Source organism: Pseudomonas monteilii (assembly GCA_001534745.1).
GTDB lineage: Bacteria > Pseudomonadota > Gammaproteobacteria > Pseudomonadales > Pseudomonadaceae > Aquipseudomonas > Aquipseudomonas alabamensis.
In genome coordinates, this window is the sequence record CP013997.1 from 2,834,517 (window position 1) to 2,852,873 (window position 18,357).

Genomic DNA, 18,357 nt, shown 5'->3' on the forward strand with positions numbered 1-18,357 from the left:
CGCCACCTGTGGGAGCGGGCTTGCCCGCGATAGCGGTGGCAAACCCGACACATGGCCGCCAGATTGAACACTGGCCTGCCAGCCCTGAGGTGAATGCACAGGCCCTACCGCTGGCAAGCCAGCGCCCATAGAACATGAAATATGTTGTTGATTTCAAAGCAAATAACTTAAGGACTTTGTGGCCTCTGCGGGCCCAATCGCGGCCGGTCCAGCGCCCCAGCAGGGGCCGCTCACACCCGTAGTCCCACCGCAGGGTTGCAGGCTATCGCGGTCACCTGTGGGAGCGGCCCCAGTGCCGCGATTGGCCTCGCAGGGGCCATAGAGCCCGACACCACGATGCTTGGGTGAAGTGCCGCAGGGCAATCCTCCGTGCGGCCCTCCACATTCACCGAGCAGGTGTTCACACTCTCCCGGCAAGCCCCGTACAGGCGACTCGCCAGGATGCTCTCACCCGACCAGGTGCAGGTAATGCATGTGCCGTTCGAAGTGGTCGAGGATGTCGCCGATCACTTCGTCCTTCGACCACCCCATCACATCATGGTCCTGACCGCCTTCACGCAGGTGCACTTCGGCACGGAAGTACTTGCGCTCTTCATTGGGCGTGTCGCTCATCACGAAGCTCGGCATGGCGTAGGCATGGGGCCGGATTTCGTAGAGGAACGGGTCGTCGGTCGGGCCGACCTTGAGGATCACGCTGCCCTCCTCGCCCTCGTCCACGCTGCACTCGTACCCCTGACGGCGCCATTCCTCGGCGACCGATTCACAGGCCGGGCGACCCACGTCGGCGATGAAGCGCTGCACGTGCGACCGGCGCGGGAACATCGCCAAAGTGCGCAGGCGGCGCTGCCAGTTGCTGGCATTGCGCGAGGCCGTCGGCGAGATGGCCAGGGCCTGGTGACGCAGGCCCCGCTTGGTGGCGTCGAGCTTGAGCGCCTTGAGCAGGCCCCGCATGCTGAACAGCAGCGCAATGGTGAACGGCAAGGCACTGGCGATGGTGGCGGCCTGCAACGCCTTCAGGCCGTCGGCCAGCAGCAGCGCGATGGCCACCAGGCCCATGCTCGAGGCCCAGAAGATGCGCTGGCGTACCGGCGTCTTGTCCTGGCCATTGGACGCGATCATGTCTACCACCATGGCGCCGGAGTCTGCCGAGGTGACGAAGAACACCACGACCATGACGATGGCCAGGGTACTGATGGCGGACGCGAACGGGAAATGCTCGAGGAAGGCGAACAGCGCCAGCGAGGTGTCCTTGTCCACGGCCATGGCCAGGTCCGTCAGGCCTTGGTCAAGGATCATGTGGATGGCGGTATTGCCGAACACGGTCATCCACAACAAGGTGAAACCGCTCGGTACCAGCAGCACGCCCGTCACGAATTCGCGAATGGTGCGACCACGGGAAATCCGCGCGATGAACAGCCCCACGAACGGCGACCAGGCCAGCCACCAGCCCCAGTAGAACAGGGTCCAGCCGCCGATCCAGTCAGTGGGCTGATAAGCGTAGAGGTTCAGGGTACGGCTGACGATCTCGCTCAGGTAACCACCGGTGTTCTGCACGAAGGTCTGCAGAATCAGCACGGTCGGGCCGAGCACGATCACCATCAGCATCAGCAGCACCGCCAGGCCCAGGTTCAGCTCGGACAGCCGGCGCACGCCCTTGTCCAGACCGGACACCACCGACAAGGTCGCCAGGAACGTGGTCCCGATGATCAGCACGATCTGGATCGGCGTCGACACCGGTATGCCGAACAGGGCGTTGAGACCCGTGTTGATCTGCGCGACACCGAAGCCCAAAGACGTGGCCACTCCCAGCACCGTGCCGATGATCGCGAAGATGTCCACGGCATGGCCGATCGGCCCGTAGATGCGCTCGCCGATCAATGGATAGAGCGCTGAACGCAAGGTCAGCGGCAGTCCGTGCCGGTAACTGAAATAACCCAGGATCAACGCCACGATGGCGTAGATCGCCCAGGCGTGCAGCCCCCAGTGGAAGAAGGTGATGCGCATGGCTTCACCGGCTGCCTGGACCGTCCCGCCATCGCCGAAGGGCGGCTTGGCGAAGTGCATCACCGGCTCGGCGACGCCGAAGAACATCAGACCGATGCCCATGCCGGCCGAGAACAGCATGGCGAACCAGGTGGTGCTGCTGTAGTCGGGAGTGCTGTGGTCGGGACCGAGCTTGATGTCGCCATAGCGACTGAGGGCCAGGAACACCACGGTGCCCAGGATCACGGCGACGGCGAGAATATAGAACCAGCTGACGTTGGTGATGATCCAGCCCTGGATCGTGGCGAACAGGTCCTGCGCGTGGGTATGGAACAGACTGGCGTAGAGCACGAGTACCAGTAGCAGGATCGCCGATATCCAGAAGACCGGCGGGTTGACTTTGGCAAGTTCAGCGGGTTCGTTCTTCTTATTCATTAATAGGCAACTCCTTGATGCGACGGCAACGCTTTATGCTTGCGCTAACACTCCGACCGACGGCGTGGCAGGACGTTCGCCCCCAGGAAGCGGGACGGTGGACGACGTCTGATGCACGGACTGCAGAGCCGCTCGACAACGATGAGCGTGCGTTGCCCTGGGTACGATTCACCACATCCGTGGCCTCCCGAGGGGGTGGCATGAAAACACAGGACACGTCGATAGACCACCGGCAGGAACGTCGCAAGGCGCGAGCAACGCCCGTGGCCCCGATTGCCCAGCGCACTATCCGCCTGCGACAACGGGTCGCGCACAGGCAGGGGCACGCTCAGCAGACCTCTGCCGATACCTGGACTAGGGCAGGCGAACGCGTAACTGACACCCCTGTCTCCGACGAAAATCACTCGCCTTGCGCCGGTCTCTCGGTGCACCCTATGGCCTGGTCAGCAGATGATTGAACGAACGGGAATCACGATGTACAGGGCACGATGGCTGGAAGGCGGCGGTTTCATGGCAGACCGCATCGCGAATCACGTGTGGACCGAGTCACCGCTCGGGCCACTCGAATATTGGCCCGACACGCTCAAGACCACCCTGGCACTCTGCCTGGCCTCCCGCTTTCCCCAGGCCGTGCTGTGGGGCCCGAACCTGCTGACGTTCCACAACGATGCCTTCGCCACCATCCTCGGCGACAAGCCTTCTGCCCTTGGCCGGCCGTTCAGCCTGGTGTGGGAAGAGGCCTGGAACGACATTGGCGACATGGCTCGGCGCACCCTGCAAGGCGAAGCCTTCTACATCGAGGATTTCCCGCTGACCATCGACCGCAGCGGCAGTCCCGAACGTGCGTATTTCACGTTTTGTTACAGTCCTATCCGTGACCACGAAGGTCAGGTGGTCGGCCTGCTCGACACCGTCACCGAGACGACCGCCACGGTGCTTGCCAACCAGCGCCTGCATTTTCTCGACACCTTGGGCCGCGCCGTCGCCAGCGCCACGGACCCGGCCCTGATCATGGCCATCACCACACGCATGCTCGGCGAGCACCTGAACCTGTCCAGCTGCGGCTATGGCATGGTGGACCCCGACCAGGACAGTTTCAGCATCGATGGCGACTGGGTCGCGGACGATGCACCGCGTCTGGTGGGGCGCTACCACCTGTCGCACTTCGGCAGCCTGGCGATGAGCCGTCTGCAGGCGGGCGCGCCACTGGTCATCAATGCCCCCGATGAATTGCCGCCTGCGGACTACGTCTCCTACCAGCAGATCGGCGTCTGCGCCTCGGTGTGCATGCCGCTGTTCAAGGACGGTCGACTGATCGCGCTGATGGCCGTCAACGACCGCCTGCCGCGGCGCTGGAGCGTCTACGAGCAGGCGTTGATCCGCGAAGTCACCGAGCGCTGCTGGGCGCACATCCAGCGCGTCCAGTCCTTCGCCGAAGCCCGCGCGGCGGCCACGGCCCTGGCCACCCTCAACGCCACCCTCGAACAGCGCGTCGGCGAGCGCACCGCGCAGCTGCAACATGCCGAGGCCGCCCTGCGCCAGTCGCAGAAGCTCGAAGCCATCGGCCAGTTGACCGGCGGGGTCGCGCACGACTTCAACAACCTGTTGACCATCATTCGTTCGTCGATCCACTTTCTCCAGCGGCCGGACCTCGACGAGGTCCGGCGTACACGCTACATCAAGACCATGGCCGACTCGGTCGACCGCGGCGCCAAGCTGACCGGCCAACTGCTGGCGTTCGCGCGGCGCCAGGCGCTGGTGCCGGAAACCTTCGCCGCGGCACCGCGCCTGGCAGCGATCGCCGACATGCTCGACACCGCCACCGGCGCGCGCCTGCACGTCGAACTGGAGCTGCCCGAGACTCCCTGTCACATCCATGCCGACCTAGCGCAGCTGGAGACCGCCATCGTCAACCTGGTGCTCAACGCCCGCGACGCCATGGGCGGCGAAGGGGTACTGCGCTTGTGCCTGCACCCCGACCAGGCCATTCCCAGCGTACAAGGGCAACCCTCTCTGCCGGGTCACTTTGCGGCCATTTCGGTGATCGACACCGGCACCGGCATCGCCCCCGAGCTGCTCGAGCGCATCTTCGACCCCTTCTTCACCACCAAGGCCTCCGGTCAGGGCACCGGCCTTGGCCTGTCACAGGTCTTCGGCTTCGCCAAACAGTCGGGCGGCGAAGTGCAGGTGTTCAGCGAGCCTGGCCAGCACACGACGTTCACCGTGTACCTGCCCCAGGTCGCGCAGCCCGAGCCCCCGGCGCAGGTGCCCCATGAGGCCGTCCAGCCGGCCGCCAGACACGCCACGCGCCCTCATGTACTGGTCGTCGAGGACAATGTGGACATCGGCAGCTTCGCCGAGCAGATTCTCCAGGACCATGGTTATCAGGTCAGTTGGGCACGCAATGGCGAGGCGGCCCTCGAGCGGCTGGCCGACCACGCCACCGACGTGAGCGTGGTCTTTTCGGATGTGATGATGCCAGGCATGAATGGCTTGGCGCTGGCCACGGCGATCCGCCAGCGTTACCCCCGGATGCCGGTGATCCTGACCTCGGGCTACAGCGACGTCATTGCCGAGCGCGGCGTACAGGGCTTCCCGTTCATCGCCAAGCCGTATTCGGCCGAACAGGTCTGCGGGATGCTGGAGAGAGCCCTGGATCGGCTCGATGCCTAGGACGTGACCGACAGGGCGCTGGTCAGGCGCGCCAGGCTCTGCGCCAGCTCCGCCCGGCGGAACGGCTTGCGCAGGATGGCGAAGTCCTGCAGTTCGTCGGGTGACAGGTTGGCGTAGCCGGTGATGATCAGCACCGGCAGTTCAGGCCGTTGCCGACGCAGCAGGCAGGCCAGGCGTGCGCCAGTCATGTCCGGCATGATGTGGTCGGTGACCAGCACGTCCACCTCCAGTCCTTGCTCGATCAGCGCACGGGCGCCGGCCGCACTGGCGACATCGGTGACGTCGTACCCCAAGGTGCGCAGCTGCAGGCCGGTGGCGTGTCGCACGATGTCTTCGTCATCGACCAGCAGCACCCGGATCGCCTGTCGGGCCATGGGCGTCTCGCTCGAGGGCTCGCAGGCCGTGGCGCACTCGGTGTGGCTGGCCGGCAACCAGATGATGACCTCGGTGCCCTGCCCTAGCGAGGAGCGGATGCTGAAGTCGCCCTGCGACTGCAAGGCCAGGCCCTGTACCATCGGCAGACCCAGGCCCGTGCTCTTGCCGACGGTCTTGGTGGAGTAGAACGGCTCCATGCAGCGGGCGAGCACTTCATCGCTCATGCCGACTCCCGTATCGGCCACCCGCAGCCAGACACTCGGCGTGCCTTCTGCCGTACGGGCCTCCAGGCCTGCGCTGAGGGTCAGCCGGCCACCCTGGGGCATGGCATCCCGTGCGTTGACCACCAGGTTCAGGATGGCCAGTTCCAGCTGATGCGGATCGACGGTCACCGACGGCAGGCAGGCATCGATGGCCAGGCCGATCTCGATGGTCGGCCCCAGAGAGCGTCCGATCAGCTCGCGCATGTCGCCGATGAGCGCCGCCAGGGAAACCGGCTGGGGCTTGAGCGTCTGGCGCTGGGCGAAACTCAACAGGCGACCGACCAGGGTGCGGGCACGGTCGGCAGCTTGCAGCGCGCCGTCGGCCAGCCGGGCGCTGCGCGGATCGTCATGACGAAGGCGCAGCAGTTCCAGGGAAGCGATGATGGGCGTGAGCATGTTGTTGAAGTCGTGGGCGATGCCGCCGGTCAATTGACCGACCATCTCCATCTTGCGGGTCTCGTGCAATTCGGCCAGGGTCGCTTCGCGTTCGGCCAATGCACTGGCCACGCGCTCTTCCAGGCTCTCGTTCAGGGCCAGCAGTTCGGCCTGGGCCTGGACGCGCGCGGTGACGTCGATGCACATGCACAGCATGCCGGCCAGTTTGTCCTGCTCGTGCAGCAGCCGGGTGACCTGCAACTGCACCCACACCGGTTGACCGTCGGGACGCAGCACGCAGCGGGTGACCTGGCGGGGGCCTGCGTGTCGGGTGGTGCCCAGATCGGTCATCCAGGCATCGGGCAGGTCCTGAAGACGGGTACCGAGCACATCGGCGCGCGTGCGCCCCAGCATGTCGCAGTAGCGGTCGTTGGCACGGGTGATGGTCCAAACGCGGTCGCACAGGACGATGCCCGCGCTGGCCTGCTCGAACATGGCCGCCAGCTGGGCGGAACTGGCCTTGAGCGCCTGCTCGGCGCGCGCATGCACGACGGCTGCCCACAGGTGCTTGCCCGCCTCGTCGAGCAACTGCACTTCCTGCTCGCGCACCAGCCGCAGGTCACGCAGGTGCACCACGAGCAAGGCCTCCAGGCCCTCGGCACGGATGATCGGCACGTACAAGGCGGTTGCGCGGTGCCCCTGGCTGATCACCTGATCCTGCACCACACGATCCTGATGCAAGGCCTCGAGCGTCGCAGGGTCCAGCGATGGGCACAGCGGAACATCCGCAGGCCACGCAGCTGCCTCGGTCCATGCCTCGCACACGTGCCAGGCCGCACCACCCTCGTCGCATTGGAGCAGGCTCAGGCGTGCGGCCTCCAGGTCTGCGCCCAACTGGCACAGCCCTGCCCGCTGGATCTGCTCAGGGTCGCTGAGCGTGGGCAGCAGCCGGCCCAGCGCCAACAGCGAGGCCTGGCGCCGCTGGAACTGCACCCGCTCGGTGGTTTCGGTGACGATGCACAGCACCCCGCCGACCTCGCCGTGCTCATCGTGCACGGCCGAATACGACACATCGAACCAGGCCGTCTCACCCAGCCCATGGCGCTCGATGTAGAACGGACGATCCGTGGCCGCGAACGTCTCGCCGGTCTCGCGCACGCCCCGCAGCAAAGGCTCGAGGTCGTCCCACAGCTCTCGCCAGTGCTCGATCGCCGGACGGCCCAGGGCGTGCGGGTGCTTGGCGCCGATGGTAGGTGCGTAGGCGTCGTTGTACAGCGCGAGATACTCAGGCCCCCAGAACAGCACGATCTGCGCCTTGGACGGCAGCAACGTGGCCATGACGGTCTTGAGCGCCATGGGCCAGTCCCGCGGCGCGCCCAGGGGCGTCGCCAGGGGATCCTGATGGCACAGCAAGCGCGCGACCTCGCCGCCATGGCGCAGGAAGCCCGGTTGTTCATGGTCGGTGCGGTTCATGTCTGGGGCGAAGGATCGTGTCATGTCAGCGTGCCCGGTGTGCTTCAGTCTGGGCATCTGGTTGCCGTCTGAGCATAGGAGCGCATTGTTGGCCGGACGTTCAATCTGTCCGCACGCTGCCGTGCGGCAGATCGTCATGGGTGCGATACTGCCTTTCTTTTCCTGCGACACGGAGTAGGTCATGCACAGTAAATCAGTACTGGATCACAAGGACATCGCGCGCATGCTGCAGGCCGCCCGACAGCATGCCGACGACCATCACTGGCCGGTGTGCATCGCCATCGTCGACGATGGCGGCCACCCCCTGGCCCTGGACCGGCTCGACGGCTGCGCCCCGGCCAGCGCCTACATCGCCTTGGAGAAAGCGCGCAGCGCCGCCCTCGGCCGACGTGAGACGGTCCAGTACGAGCGCATGGTCAACGAGGGTCGCACCGCTTTCGTGACCGCGCCTCACCTGACTTCGCTCGAAGGCGGCGTGCCGGTGCTGGTCGACGGCCTAGTCATCGGCGCGATCGGCGTATCGGGCGTGCAGGCGGCGCAGGACGCCGAGGTTGCCAAGGTCGGCGTCAGCGCCCTCTAGGCCCGTCGATTCAACCCTGGGGGTCGATCACCACGGGCTCACCAATGGCATAGAATTGCCCGCCTGCGACGTAGTGCAGGCTGCGCCAGTCCGGTGAAGCCTGCCCGAACAACCAGTGCCCGTCGCGGAACGCTCGGTCGTCGGCCCAGGCCGCCACCACTTCGACGATGAACAGGTCGTAGGCCTGCTGATTGTGGGGCTCGTCGATCACTCGGCACATCAGCCACGCCGAACAGCCGTCGACCAGGGGCACCGGATACCCTTCCAGGGTGTGCAGCGTCACGCCACTGGAGGCCAGTTTGTCAGGTCGGTCGAGCAGGCTCTGCGTACCGACCCGATGCGTCAACGCCGCCTGACCGACCGTGGGCACCTGGATCGCCAGCCAACCGCTGGCTTCGACCAGGGCGCGCGTGTGGGCGATCTTGTCGAGCACGATGGTGACCTTCGGCGGATCGAAGTCCAGGGCGCAGGCCCAGGCAGCGGCCATGACGTTGTCGACACCGTCGTGCCGGGCCGAGACCAGCACGGTCGGGCCATGGTTGAGCAGGCGGTAGGCTTTTTCCAGCGCTACCGGCTGGACATGTTCGTTCATCGTTCGTGCCCTGCGTGTCGTTCAGGCGCCGTGGCGTCAGCGCAACTGGTCGTGGATCTTGCTGCGCAAGGTGTCGAGGTCGAACGGCTTGGCCAGGATCGGCGCCTTGCGGGTGATCGGGCTATTGGATTCGAGGATCTCGGCCGGGTAGCCGCTGATGAAGATCACCTTCAGGTCAGGCCGCAGCTTGACCGCAGGTTCGGCAATCTCCACGCCCGAAATACCGCCCGGCAGACGGAAATCGGTGACCATCAGATCGAGGTGCGGCTTGCTCGCCAGAATGGCGAACGCCTGTTCGCCGTTTTCCGCCACCAGCACGTGATACCCCTCGCCGGCGAGGTAATCGCGCAAGATCATGCGGATCGCCTCCTCGTCCTCGACGATCAGTACGACATCTTGTGCATCTTCACTCATTTCAAAACCTAGATATTCGACAGGATTGGCCATACGACCTTGGGGTCACGCAGAGGTTGCCTGCGTGCGACCAGTTTCATGAAGGGTTTTCGGCAGCGGCAGCCAAATGCTGAACAACGACCCCCGGCCTTCCTCACTGTGGACCTCGATGCGCCCGCCATGGGCCTGGACGATCTGGTCGGAGATGTACAACCCCAGCCCCAGCCCGGCCACCGAACGGCTCTGGGCCACGCGCTCGAACTGCTGGAAGATCCGTTGCTGGTTGGCCAGGCTGATGCCGATGCCCTGGTCCTGGACCTGCACGCAGGCCATGCCGTCCTGCTCGAAGACGCGCACCTGGACGGGGCGCTGCTCGCCATAGCGCAGGGCGTTGGACAGCAGGTTGGCCAGCACCTGCTCGATGCGCAGCGCATCCCAGCAGCCGCACAGGGTTTCGCACGGTTCCAGCTCGATGGTGGTGCCGAGTGCAGCGGCCTGGGCTTCGAAGTTCTCGACCAGCGCCCGCACCACGCGGTCCAGCTCACAGGTGCTGGGCCTGATCGACAGCTTGCCGGTGCGGATGCGCGACACGTCGAGCATGTCGTCGATCAGCCGGATCAGGCTGTTGATCTGGCGCTCGTCGCGCTCGTTCATGGCCTTGAGCTTGTCGAGCGAGAACGCGTCCAGGTTGCCGTTGGTCAAGTGCATCTTGCGCAGCTGGGTTTCGAGCACGAGCCCATTGAGCGGTGTGCGCAGTTCGTGGGAGACGATGGACATGAAGTCATCGCGCATGCTCACGGCCCGCTCCAACTCGGTCTGGGTGGCTTGCAACTGCTCCAGCAGCACGGCCTGCTCCTGCCGACTGCGCTCGATCGCCTCGAGCTGACGCCCCAGGATCTGCCGCTGGCAGTACAGGTCGACGAACACGGACACCTTGCTTTTCACCGCCTGGGTATCCAGTGGCTTGTGCAGAAAATCCACGGCGCCGCTTTCGTAGCCCTTGAAGGCATAGTTCATCTCGCGGCCGGCGGCGCTGACGAACACGATCGGGATGTGCTTGGTCTTTTCCGCGCCGCGCATCAGTTCGGCCAGCTCGAAACCATTCATGCCGGGCATCTGCACGTCGAGGATGGCCAGGGCGAACTCGTGCTCGAGCAGCAGCATCAGCGCCTGCTCGGCGGACAGCGCCTGATGGACTTCGCGGCGGTCGCCACGGATCAATGCGTCGAGTGCCAGAAGGTTCTCCGGCAGATCGTCGACGATCAGTAGCTTGGCAGTGATGGTGTTCAACATGCGCTTGATTCCAGGGTAGCGAGCAACTGCCCGATACCGCTCAGGGTAAGAATATGGTCAGGCTGGTGCAGGGCCAACGCGGCCTCCGGCATCAGACTGACCTCGGCATCACGAGGATCCTGGACCACGGTCCGACCACCCTTACGTTTGATACAGGCCAAGCCATGGGCGCCATCATCGTTGGCACCCGTCATCACGATCCCCAGCAATCCGTCGCCATAGGCATCGGCCGCCGACTCGAAGAGGATATCGATGGCCGGACGCGAATAGTGCACGGGTGCCTCCTGACTCAGCGAAAAACTGAAGTCGCGCTCGATCGACAGGTGATAGCCCGGGCCGGCCACGTAGATCCAGCCTGCTTCGAGCATGGCTTTGTCGAGGGCCTCGCAGACGGGGCGCGAAAGACGCCGCTGCAAGACTTCGGCCAGGTGGCTGGTCCGGCCTTCGGGCAGATGCAGCACGCACACCACAGGCAGGGCGAATGCCGGTGGCAGCGCACCGAGCACCTGGAACAGCGCGGAGACGCCGCCCGCCGAGGCGCCGATGACGATGGCTCGTATCGCGCTCATGACTTGCGGTAGATCCGTTCGGGCTTGACCAGCTGCGTGAACCGGTCGCCGTAGGCCGAGAAGTCGACCGACTCCTTGCTGCCGAGCAACAGGAAGCCGCGATGGCACAACGAGTCATGAAACAGGCCAAAGGCACGGTCTTGCAAGCTTTTATTGAAATAGATCAGCACATTGCGGCAAGACACCAGCTGCGTTTCGGAAAACACACTGTCGGTGGCCAGGCTATGGTCGGCGAACGTGACGTTCTCACGCAGGCTGCCATCCATGATCACGTGGTCGTAGGCGGCCGTGTAGTAATCGGCAAAATCGCGACGGCCGCCGGCCAGGCGATAGTTGTCGGCGTACAGCTCGATGTCGTTCAGGGCATAGATGCCCTGCTTGGCCTTTTCCAGGGAATGGGGATTGATGTCGGTGGCATAGAGGATCGTGCGCTCGAGCAGCCCTTCCTCGCGCAACAGGATGGCCATCGAATAGACCTCCTCGCCCGTGCTGCACCCGGCGATCCACACCTTGATCGACGGCCAGGTGCGCAGCAGCGGGACCACCTCGGTGCGCAGTGCCAGGAAGTGCCCGGGGTCGCGGAACATCTCGCTGACCGGAATCGTCAGGTACTGCAGCAGTTGCATGAACATCGCCGGGTCGTGCAGCACGCGCTCCTGCAGGGCCGAGACCGTACGGCACTCGAACTGGCCGAGCGCGTGCTGGATGCGGCGCTTGATCGACGCACCGGAATAGTCGCGGAAATCGTAGCTGTACTTGAGGTAGATCGCCTCGATCAGCAGCCGGATCTCGATATCGGTGTTGCTGTGGGTACTCAAATTCGCTCCAGTTGCGGCAGCCAGACGCGGATCAGGGAGAACAGGCGGTCAAGGTCGATCGGCTTGGCCAGGTAGTCGTTGGCACCGGCCTGCAGGCAGCGATGCTGGTCGTCCTTCATGGCCTTGGCCGTGACGGCGATGATCGGCAGCTTGCGCCACTCGGGGCGCTGGCGGATCAGGCGGGTAGCCTCGTATCCGTCCATTTCCGGCATCATCACGTCCATCAGCACCAGATCGATGTCATCGTGCTGCTCGAGGCGCTCGATGGCTTCGCGGCCATTACGGCCGATCTCGACGCGGGCACCCTTGTGTTCCAAGGCACTGGTGAGGGCAAAGATGTTGCGCACGTCATCGTCCACCAGCAGGATCTTGCGACCCTCGAACACCTTGTCGCGGCTGCGGGCGGTCTTGAGCATGCGCTGGCGTTCGTGCGAGAGCTGCGACTCGACCTTGTGCAGGAACAACGTGACCTCGTCGAGCAGGCGCTCGGGCGACCGGGCGCCCTTGATGATGATCGAGCGCGAGTACTTGAGCAGGTCGGCCTCCTCGTCCCGGGTCAGGTTGCGCCCGGTGTAGACGATCACCGGCGGGAAGGCACGGATGTCTTCAGTGGTCATGCGCTTGAGCAGTTCATTGCCGAGCATGTCCGGCAGCTTCAGGTCGATGATCATGCAGTCGAAGACATGGACGTGGAGCAGTTCCAGGGCTTCGCCAGCCGTGCCGACCGCGGTGATCTCGACGTCTTCGTCGCCGATCAGCATGGCGATGCTCTCGCGTTGCAGGGCATCGTCCTCCACCAGCAGGATGTGCTTGAGCTTCTGCGTCAGCTTGGCCTCCAGACGACCGAAGACCTCCTTGAGCTGCTCGCGGCTGGCCGGCTTGACCGCATAGCCCACTGCGCCCATGTGCATGGCGGCCTCGACCCGGTCCTCGACCGAGATGATGTGCACCGGGATGTGCCGCGTCTCGGCCTGCTCCTTGAGCCGTTGCAGCACGGTGAGGCCAGAGTGGTCCGGCAGGCGCATGTCCAGCAGGATGGCGTCGGGCACGTAGCGGGCGGCCAGCTCGAACCCATCGTCGGCGGCATGGGCGACCAGGCAGTGGTAGCCCAGCTCGTGGGCCAGATCGTAAAGGATGCGGGCGAAGTTCGGCTCGTCCTCGACCACCAGGATGCAACGCTTGTCGAAGGGTGCGTGCTGCCGGTCATCGGTGAAGGTCGAGGCGACGCGCACCACCGGCGCCTGCGGCAGCGCCACGGGCAGCACCGGCGCAGCGGGCAGGGCCGCAGGCACGGCCATGTCTTTCTTGGACACGACCGCTTCGTCGACCTCGTAGTGTTCTGGCAGCGTCAGGCTGAACAGGCTGCCCTCCCCCGGCGTGCTGCTGACCTGGATCTGCCCGCCGAGCAGGCGCGCCAGGTCGCGGGAAATGGACAACCCCAGGCCGGTGCCGCCAAAGCGTCGATTGCTGGTGCCATCGACCTGGTGGAAGGCCCCGAAGATGGCCTCGTGCTGATCGGCGGGAATGCCGATGCCGCTGTCACGCACGGCGAACACTAGGCCCTGGCCGGGCGCCGGGCTGACCGTCAGGCTGACGCGCCCCTTGTCGGTGAACTTGATGGCGTTGGACAGCAGGTTCTTGAGGATCTGCTCCAGACGCTGGCGATCGGTGAACAACGCCGCCGGCACGTTCGGTTCGAGGTTGACGTCGAAGGTCAGGCCCTTGTCCTTGGCCAACGGCTCGAACATCGATTGCAGACCGCCCACCAGGCGCGTCACGGGCGTATGCTCCGGGCGCATGTCGAGCTTGCCGGCCTCGACCTTGGCAATGTCGAGAATGTCGTTGATCAGGTTGAGCAGGTCGTTGCCGGCCGAGTAGATCGATTCGGCGAACTTCACCTGGTCGGCGCTGAGGTTGCCCTGGGCATTCTCGGCCAGCAGCTTGGCCAGGATCAGCGAGCTGTTGAGCGGCGTGCGCAGCTCGTGGGACATGTTGGCGAGGAACTCGGACTTGTAGCGGCTCGACTGCTGAAGCGCATCGGCCCGGGCCTGCAGCTCGACCTGCGCCTGGTTGAGTTCGTTGTTCTTGAGGTCGAGCGCATCGGTGCGTTCGGCCAGTTGCTCGTTGGTCTGTTCCAGCTCGGCCTGCTGCGTTTCAAGGTACGCCTGGGATTCCTTGAGCACGCGCGATTGCTCTTCGAGCTCTTCGTTGGCGGTCTTGAGCTCCTCCTGCTGGACTTGCAACTCTTCGTTGAGCTGCTGAGTCTCGGCCAGCACTTCCTGAAGACGCTGGCGGTAGCGGGCCGTCTCGATCGACAGGCCGAGGTTGTCGGCCACCTGCTCGAGCAGTTCTGCGTCACGGTCCGACAGCGGGCGCAGGAAGCCCAGTTCGAGCACGCCATTGACCTGGCCATCGTCCCGGGTCGGCACCAGCAGCGCGCTGCGCGGCAGGCCTTCGCCGATGCCGGAGCTGAGCCGGTAATAATCTTCCGGCAGCGTATCGAGCCGCAGCAGCCGTTCCTGCCCCACTGCCTGGGCCAGCAGGCCTTCGTGACCTTGGTACAGCTGCTCACGGGCCTGCGCTTCGGCACCCAGGCCATAACTGGCCACGCGCGTCAGCTGGCCGTGCTGGTTACGTACATAGAAGGCGCCGACCACGCTGCCCAGGTAACCGGCGAAAAAGCGCAGCGTGTTGTCGCCGAGCATCGCCAGGGTGAGCTGGCCGAGCACCTGCTCGGCCAGTTGCGTCTGCCCATTGCGCAGCCAGGCCTGATGCTCCAGGCGTTCGGCGGCGCGCTGCTGGGCCTGCAGGTTGGCGACGTAGCTGTCCGACAGGGCCAGCAGATCGCGGCGCCCCAGGTAGGCCAGCAGGCCGCTGAGCGAGACCAGCAGCAGGATGAAGGTGGTGATGCCGGTCACGGTGGCCGTGCTGACCGTGTCGTGGCGCATGCTGCGCAATTGCTGCTCGCTCGTGATGAAGGCATCGAACTCGCGGCGGATCTCGTCGGTCAGGCGCTTGCCACGGCCATTGCCGATCGCCTGCTGGTAGGCGCCCTGGCTGCGGCGCAGCGCGATCATTTCGCCCGCGAACTGGTTCCAGGCGTTCTGCAGCGCGATCAGGCGATTGACCCGATCGACCTGCTGCGGGTTGTCGTCGACCAGGTCACGCAGGTCCTTGAGCCCCTGAAGCACACGCGGCTTGGCCACTTCGTACGGGTCCAGGAAGCTTTCGTTGCCGGTGATCAGGAAGCCGCGCATGCCGGTTTCAAGGTCAATCGACAGCTTGACCGCTTCGTTGGCATTACCGATGGTGCGGTCGGTGTGTTCGACCCACTGCATTGCGGACAACAGGTAGGCGACCACGCCGACGAAGGCGATCGTACCGAGCAGGCCCAGGCCCAGCGGCAGACCGACGTTGCGCGCCAGCAGCTTGCGAAAACTGCGCTGGTCCATGGAGGCGGCTTGAATCATGTAGAGAGGCCCGAACGAGAGGTCCAAAGAAAAATGAAGCACGATCGAACTGCGAGAGGTTTGCGCTCTCAAAGCTGGCGTTGACACCTGTCAGGTCCCGGATCAGGGCATCGGACAGGGCTGCCTTCGACCGGAATCAGAAACCCGCGTGTGGCAAACGTTCCCTCGCTGCGACGGCAACGTTATGCTGACGGAACTTCTGCCCCATCGCGGGGCACAGAATATAGAATATTTGCGTACAGGATTCTAATGATGCCCACCCTGCTCGTCGTCGAAGATGACGATATCGTCCGCATGCTGACGGTCGAAGTGCTCGACGAACTGGAGTATTCCGTCCTCGAAGCCGAGGATGCCGCCACGGCGCTGAAGATTCTCAGCGATGCTGGAACGGTGGTCGACCTGATGATGACCGACGTCGGCCTGCCCGACATGAAAGGCACCGACCTGGCCCTGCAGGTGCGGGCCGAACGTCCGGACCTGCCCATCCTGTTCGCCAGCGGCTATGCCGACAGCCTCGAGGTGCCTGAAGGCATGCATTCGATCGGCAAGCCCTACAGCATCGACGCCTTGCGCGACAAGGTGCAGAGCATCCTGTCCTGATGGCGCACGCCTGACGGATGGCCCTGCTCAGATCCGTCTGAGCAGGTAGACGTCCATGATCCAGCCTTTCTGTTCCCGCAAGCGCTTGCGAACGTCGAGAATCCGCTCGCGGACCTCGAACAAGGGGCCGGCAATGAGCACTTCGTCTGGACTGCCCAGATAAGCCCCCCAATAGATGAGCACGTCAGGCTCGTCGAGTTCGGCAAAGGCGCACTGCCCATCGAGCATCACCACCCGGTCGTCATCCGATGGGTAGCGTGCCAGCTGCCGGCCAGGCAGGATCGTCAGCGGTTTACCCAGTCGGGTCAAAGGCACCTGGTGCCGCGCCGCCAGGACCTGGACGCTGCTGATGCCTGGAATGACCTCCAACCTGTACGCCCCACCTTGGCGGGCAACCTCCTCGAGCACGCGCAGCGTGCTGTCGTACAGCCCTGGATCACCCCACACCAGGAATGCACCGACTGCCCCCGTCGTCAGTTCGTCCTCGAGCGCCTTCGCATACAGGACGGCGCGCTGGCGATGCCATTCGCGTACCGCGCCGGGGTAATCGTCCACGGGCGTTTCGCGCTGCGGATCCTGAAGCTCGACCACGCGGTAGTGGTCGGGCGCCAGGTAGCGACGCAGCATTTCGTGGCGAACCTGCAGCAGTTCTGCGGTCCGCGGCCCTTTGTCGTGCACGAAGAATACCGAGGCACGGCGCATCGCATCGACCGCCTCGTAAGTGATCTGTCGCGGGTCGCCAGGCCCCATGCCGATGAGCAATAGATGTTTCATGAAGGCGTTTTCCTGAAAGAAGGAGAGGCACTCGCCCGCCCCGACAAGTGTGCAGGCTAGTGCATTACACAGCGCACGTATGAAAGTTCCTTTCAGATACACAGAATGTTTTAGTTTACCTGGCGTATCGGCGCTACTACACTCGATGTTGTCCACGCGTTTGAAGTAGCGTGCCTTCACTTTCTTCGTACTTCATCTTATTGATCGCCGCCCAGGAGTATCCCTCGTGTCCAGACTTGTCGAGTTCCGTGCTGCCGAAAAAGCCCTGCAGGCGCAAATTGCGCAACTTGAATCGATGAAACAAGACAGCAGCCTCAAACGCGAAATCGAGTTCGAAGAAAAACTGCTGGAATTGATGAAGGGCTACAAGAAAGGTTTGAGCGACATCGTCGACATCCTCGATCCGCACCAGCGCGAGCAAGCACCGACCCGGTCCGGTGGTGCAGCCAAGAAGGCCACGCGCCGCGCCCGTCAGGTCAAGGTCTACGAAAACCCGCATTCCGGTGAGTTGATCGAGACCAAAGGCGGCAACCACCGCGGCCTGAAAGCCTGGAAACAGGAATACGGCGCCGATACCGTAGAAAGTTGGGTCCGCTCATGATTCATCGACGCATGCTTCACACTTTTTTCACAGCGCCGCTTGCATCATTGAGCCAGCTAACGGATTAGCGACCCCATCACGCGCCCGCACATGCGGGCCTCTCTTCCAGCGCCCTGCTCGCCTCGAGCAGGGCGCTTTCATTTGCGCAATCGATTCACTGCCGTATCATGGACCTTCGTCCAATCGCCGGACCTGCTGTTCGGCCCAGCCCTGGAGCTTCCATGAGCCTGCAAACCCTCGCCAACCTGCCTGGCGTCACCGCGCAACCGGATGCCGCCACTGCGAAATTCGTCTTCAACCACACCATGTTGCGGGTCAAGGACATCACCCGTTCGCTGGACTTCTACACGCGCGTGCTGGGGTTCACCCTGGTCGAGAAGCGTGATTTCGCCGAAGCGCAGTTCAGCCTGTACTTCCTGGTACTGGCAAACACCTCCGAGATTCCGCAAGACGACGCCAAGCGCACCGAGTGGATGAAGTCGATCCCGGGCGTACTGGAACTGACCCACAACCACGGTACCGAGAACGAAGAAGGCGCCGTATACCACGACGGCAACAGCGATCCGCGTGGTTTCGGCCACATCTGCGTCTCCGTGCCGGACATCAAGGCTGCGTGCGAGCGTTTCGAAGAACTCGAGGTGCCGTTCCAGAAGCGCCTGACCGATGGCCGCATGAAGAGCATCGCGTTCATCAAGGACCCGGACGGCTACTGGGTCGAAATCATCCAGCCTACTGCACTGTAAGCACGTTCGTCGGGCCAGGCTTCCCTGGCCCCGTTCGCGTGGTATATCGAAGAGACCGCACTTCCCGACCATCTTTCACGAGGTAAGGACGATGCACACTCTACGTTGCCACTACCGCGACCATCTGATCACCGCACGCGTCGAGACCCACCCTGGGCTCATCACGCCATACGCAGGCGGTTGCGCCATCACCGACCCGGACGGCCATACCAGCCGACGCATGCCCTTGCCCTACAGCGGCCACTTCATGGCCGACCTGGACAATGCGCAACATGCCTCACTTGCCCATGGCCGCTGGCTGGTGGACCAGAAGCTCGATCAGCCTCATTGACCTCGAGCGGTCCTGA

The 18,357-nt window shown here is 64.1% G+C and carries 15 protein-coding genes; 6 read left to right on the forward strand and 9 right to left on the reverse strand.

Features of this window, described 5'->3' with window-relative positions; translation table 11 throughout:
* Positions 1 to 447 precede the first annotated feature (447 nt).
* The gene (locus APT63_12210; GenBank protein ID AMA46324.1) at positions 448 to 2,418 is read right to left on the reverse strand and encodes a choline transporter; all 1,971 of its coding nucleotides are present in this window, start codon (positions 2,416 to 2,418) and stop codon (positions 448 to 450) included.
* Positions 2,419 to 2,928: 510 nt separating this feature from the next.
* On the opposite strand from APT63_12210, the gene APT63_12215 reads away from it, so the two are divergent.
* Positions 2,929 to 5,091, forward strand: coding sequence for a hybrid sensor histidine kinase/response regulator (locus APT63_12215; protein ID AMA47880.1), 2,163 nt, complete (start codon positions 2,929 to 2,931; stop codon positions 5,089 to 5,091).
* Here the strand turns inward: APT63_12215 and APT63_12220 are convergent.
* Positions 5,088 to 7,601: a hybrid sensor histidine kinase/response regulator gene (locus APT63_12220; GenBank protein ID AMA47881.1), complete on the reverse strand. Its 2,514-nt coding sequence runs from the start codon at positions 7,599 to 7,601 to the stop codon at positions 5,088 to 5,090. The genes APT63_12215 and APT63_12220 overlap by 4 nt on opposite strands.
* A 157-nt stretch (positions 7,602 to 7,758) precedes the next feature.
* On the opposite strand from APT63_12220, the gene APT63_12225 reads away from it, so the two are divergent.
* Positions 7,759 to 8,157: a hypothetical protein gene (locus APT63_12225; GenBank protein AMA46325.1), complete on the forward strand. Its 399-nt coding sequence runs from the start codon at positions 7,759 to 7,761 to the stop codon at positions 8,155 to 8,157.
* Between the two features lie 10 nt (positions 8,158 to 8,167).
* Here APT63_12225 and APT63_12230 read toward each other — a convergent pair whose 3' ends face one another.
* From APT63_12230 to APT63_12255, 6 genes are read right to left on the reverse strand one after another with little or no spacing between them, the layout of a single operon-like run.
* Positions 8,168 to 8,749 carry a flavin reductase gene (locus APT63_12230; GenBank protein AMA46326.1) on the reverse strand — a complete coding sequence of 194 codons (582 nt, stop codon included), beginning with the start codon at positions 8,747 to 8,749 and terminating at the stop codon, positions 8,168 to 8,170.
* Between the two features lie 36 nt (positions 8,750 to 8,785).
* Entirely contained in the window at positions 8,786 to 9,163 is a 378-nt protein-coding gene (locus APT63_12235; GenBank protein AMA46327.1) for a hypothetical protein, read from the reverse strand.
* A gap of 45 nt (positions 9,164 to 9,208) precedes the next feature.
* Positions 9,209 to 10,435 (reverse strand): hybrid sensor histidine kinase/response regulator, encoded by a 1,227-nt coding sequence (locus APT63_12240; protein ID AMA46328.1) that lies wholly within the window; start codon positions 10,433 to 10,435, stop codon positions 9,209 to 9,211.
* On the reverse strand, positions 10,429 to 11,004 hold the full coding sequence (locus tag APT63_12245; GenBank protein ID AMA46329.1) for a chemotaxis protein CheB: 576 nt from the start codon (positions 11,002 to 11,004) through the stop codon (positions 10,429 to 10,431). Before APT63_12245 ends, APT63_12240 begins: the two co-directional genes overlap by 7 nt.
* Positions 11,001 to 11,822: a chemotaxis protein CheR gene (locus APT63_12250; GenBank protein ID AMA46330.1), complete on the reverse strand. Its 822-nt coding sequence runs from the start codon at positions 11,820 to 11,822 to the stop codon at positions 11,001 to 11,003. Before APT63_12250 ends, APT63_12245 begins: the two co-directional genes overlap by 4 nt.
* The gene (locus APT63_12255) at positions 11,819 to 15,292 is read right to left on the reverse strand and encodes a two-component system sensor histidine kinase/response regulator (GenBank protein ID AMA46331.1); all 3,474 of its coding nucleotides are present in this window, start codon (positions 15,290 to 15,292) and stop codon (positions 11,819 to 11,821) included. Before APT63_12255 ends, APT63_12250 begins: the two co-directional genes overlap by 4 nt.
* Positions 15,293 to 15,544: 252 nt before the next feature.
* On the opposite strand from APT63_12255, the gene APT63_12260 reads away from it, so the two are divergent.
* Positions 15,545 to 15,892 carry a response regulator gene (locus APT63_12260; protein ID AMA47882.1) on the forward strand — a complete coding sequence of 116 codons (348 nt, stop codon included), beginning with the start codon at positions 15,545 to 15,547 and terminating at the stop codon, positions 15,890 to 15,892.
* Between the two features lie 27 nt (positions 15,893 to 15,919).
* On the opposite strand, the gene APT63_12265 is transcribed toward APT63_12260, so the two are convergent.
* Positions 15,920 to 16,666 carry a precorrin 6A synthase gene (locus APT63_12265; GenBank protein ID AMA46332.1) on the reverse strand — a complete coding sequence of 249 codons (747 nt, stop codon included), beginning with the start codon at positions 16,664 to 16,666 and terminating at the stop codon, positions 15,920 to 15,922.
* A 226-nt stretch (positions 16,667 to 16,892) separates the two neighbouring features.
* On the opposite strand from APT63_12265, the gene APT63_12270 reads away from it, so the two are divergent.
* The 3 genes from APT63_12270 to APT63_12280 all read left to right on the forward strand — a co-directional run bounded on the left by APT63_12270 (position 16,893) and on the right by APT63_12280 (position 18,341).
* Positions 16,893 to 17,267 carry a transcriptional regulator gene (locus APT63_12270; protein ID AMA46333.1) on the forward strand — a complete coding sequence of 125 codons (375 nt, stop codon included), beginning with the start codon at positions 16,893 to 16,895 and terminating at the stop codon, positions 17,265 to 17,267.
* Positions 17,268 to 17,488: 221 nt separating this feature from the next.
* Positions 17,489 to 18,010 (forward strand): lactoylglutathione lyase, encoded by a 522-nt coding sequence (locus APT63_12275; GenBank protein ID AMA46334.1) that lies wholly within the window; start codon positions 17,489 to 17,491, stop codon positions 18,008 to 18,010.
* A gap of 91 nt (positions 18,011 to 18,101) precedes the next feature.
* Positions 18,102 to 18,341, forward strand: a complete 240-nt coding sequence (locus APT63_12280; protein AMA46335.1) for a hypothetical protein — start codon at positions 18,102 to 18,104, stop codon at positions 18,339 to 18,341.
* Positions 18,342 to 18,357 lie beyond the last annotated feature (16 nt).

What these genes read in the sequence shown, in the direction of transcription:
- APT63_12210 (AMA46324.1), bottom strand. Translation starts at nt 2,418, where the DNA reads ATGAATAAGAAGAACGAACCCGCTGAACTTGCCAAAGTCAACCCGCCG.
- APT63_12280 (AMA46335.1), top strand. Translation starts at nt 18,102, where the DNA reads ATGCACACTCTACGTTGCCACTACCGCGACCATCTGATCACCGCACGC.
- APT63_12215 (AMA47880.1), top strand. Translation starts at nt 2,929, where the DNA reads ATGGCAGACCGCATCGCGAATCACGTGTGGACCGAGTCACCGCTCGGG.
- APT63_12260 (AMA47882.1), top strand. Translation starts at nt 15,545, where the DNA reads ATGCCCACCCTGCTCGTCGTCGAAGATGACGATATCGTCCGCATGCTG.
- APT63_12230 (AMA46326.1), bottom strand. Translation starts at nt 8,749, where the DNA reads ATGAACGAACATGTCCAGCCGGTAGCGCTGGAAAAAGCCTACCGCCTG.
- APT63_12255 (AMA46331.1), bottom strand. Translation starts at nt 15,292, where the DNA reads ATGATTCAAGCCGCCTCCATGGACCAGCGCAGTTTTCGCAAGCTGCTG.
- APT63_12265 (AMA46332.1), bottom strand. Translation starts at nt 16,666, where the DNA reads ATGAAACATCTATTGCTCATCGGCATGGGGCCTGGCGACCCGCGACAG.
- APT63_12225 (AMA46325.1), top strand. Translation starts at nt 7,759, where the DNA reads ATGCACAGTAAATCAGTACTGGATCACAAGGACATCGCGCGCATGCTG.
- APT63_12240 (AMA46328.1), bottom strand. Translation starts at nt 10,435, where the DNA reads ATGTTGAACACCATCACTGCCAAGCTACTGATCGTCGACGATCTGCCG.
- APT63_12245 (AMA46329.1), bottom strand. Translation starts at nt 11,004, where the DNA reads ATGAGCGCGATACGAGCCATCGTCATCGGCGCCTCGGCGGGCGGCGTC.
- APT63_12275 (AMA46334.1), top strand. Translation starts at nt 17,489, where the DNA reads ATGAGCCTGCAAACCCTCGCCAACCTGCCTGGCGTCACCGCGCAACCG.
- APT63_12235 (AMA46327.1), bottom strand. Translation starts at nt 9,163, where the DNA reads ATGAGTGAAGATGCACAAGATGTCGTACTGATCGTCGAGGACGAGGAG.
- APT63_12220 (AMA47881.1), bottom strand. Translation starts at nt 7,601, where the DNA reads ATGACACGATCCTTCGCCCCAGACATGAACCGCACCGACCATGAACAA.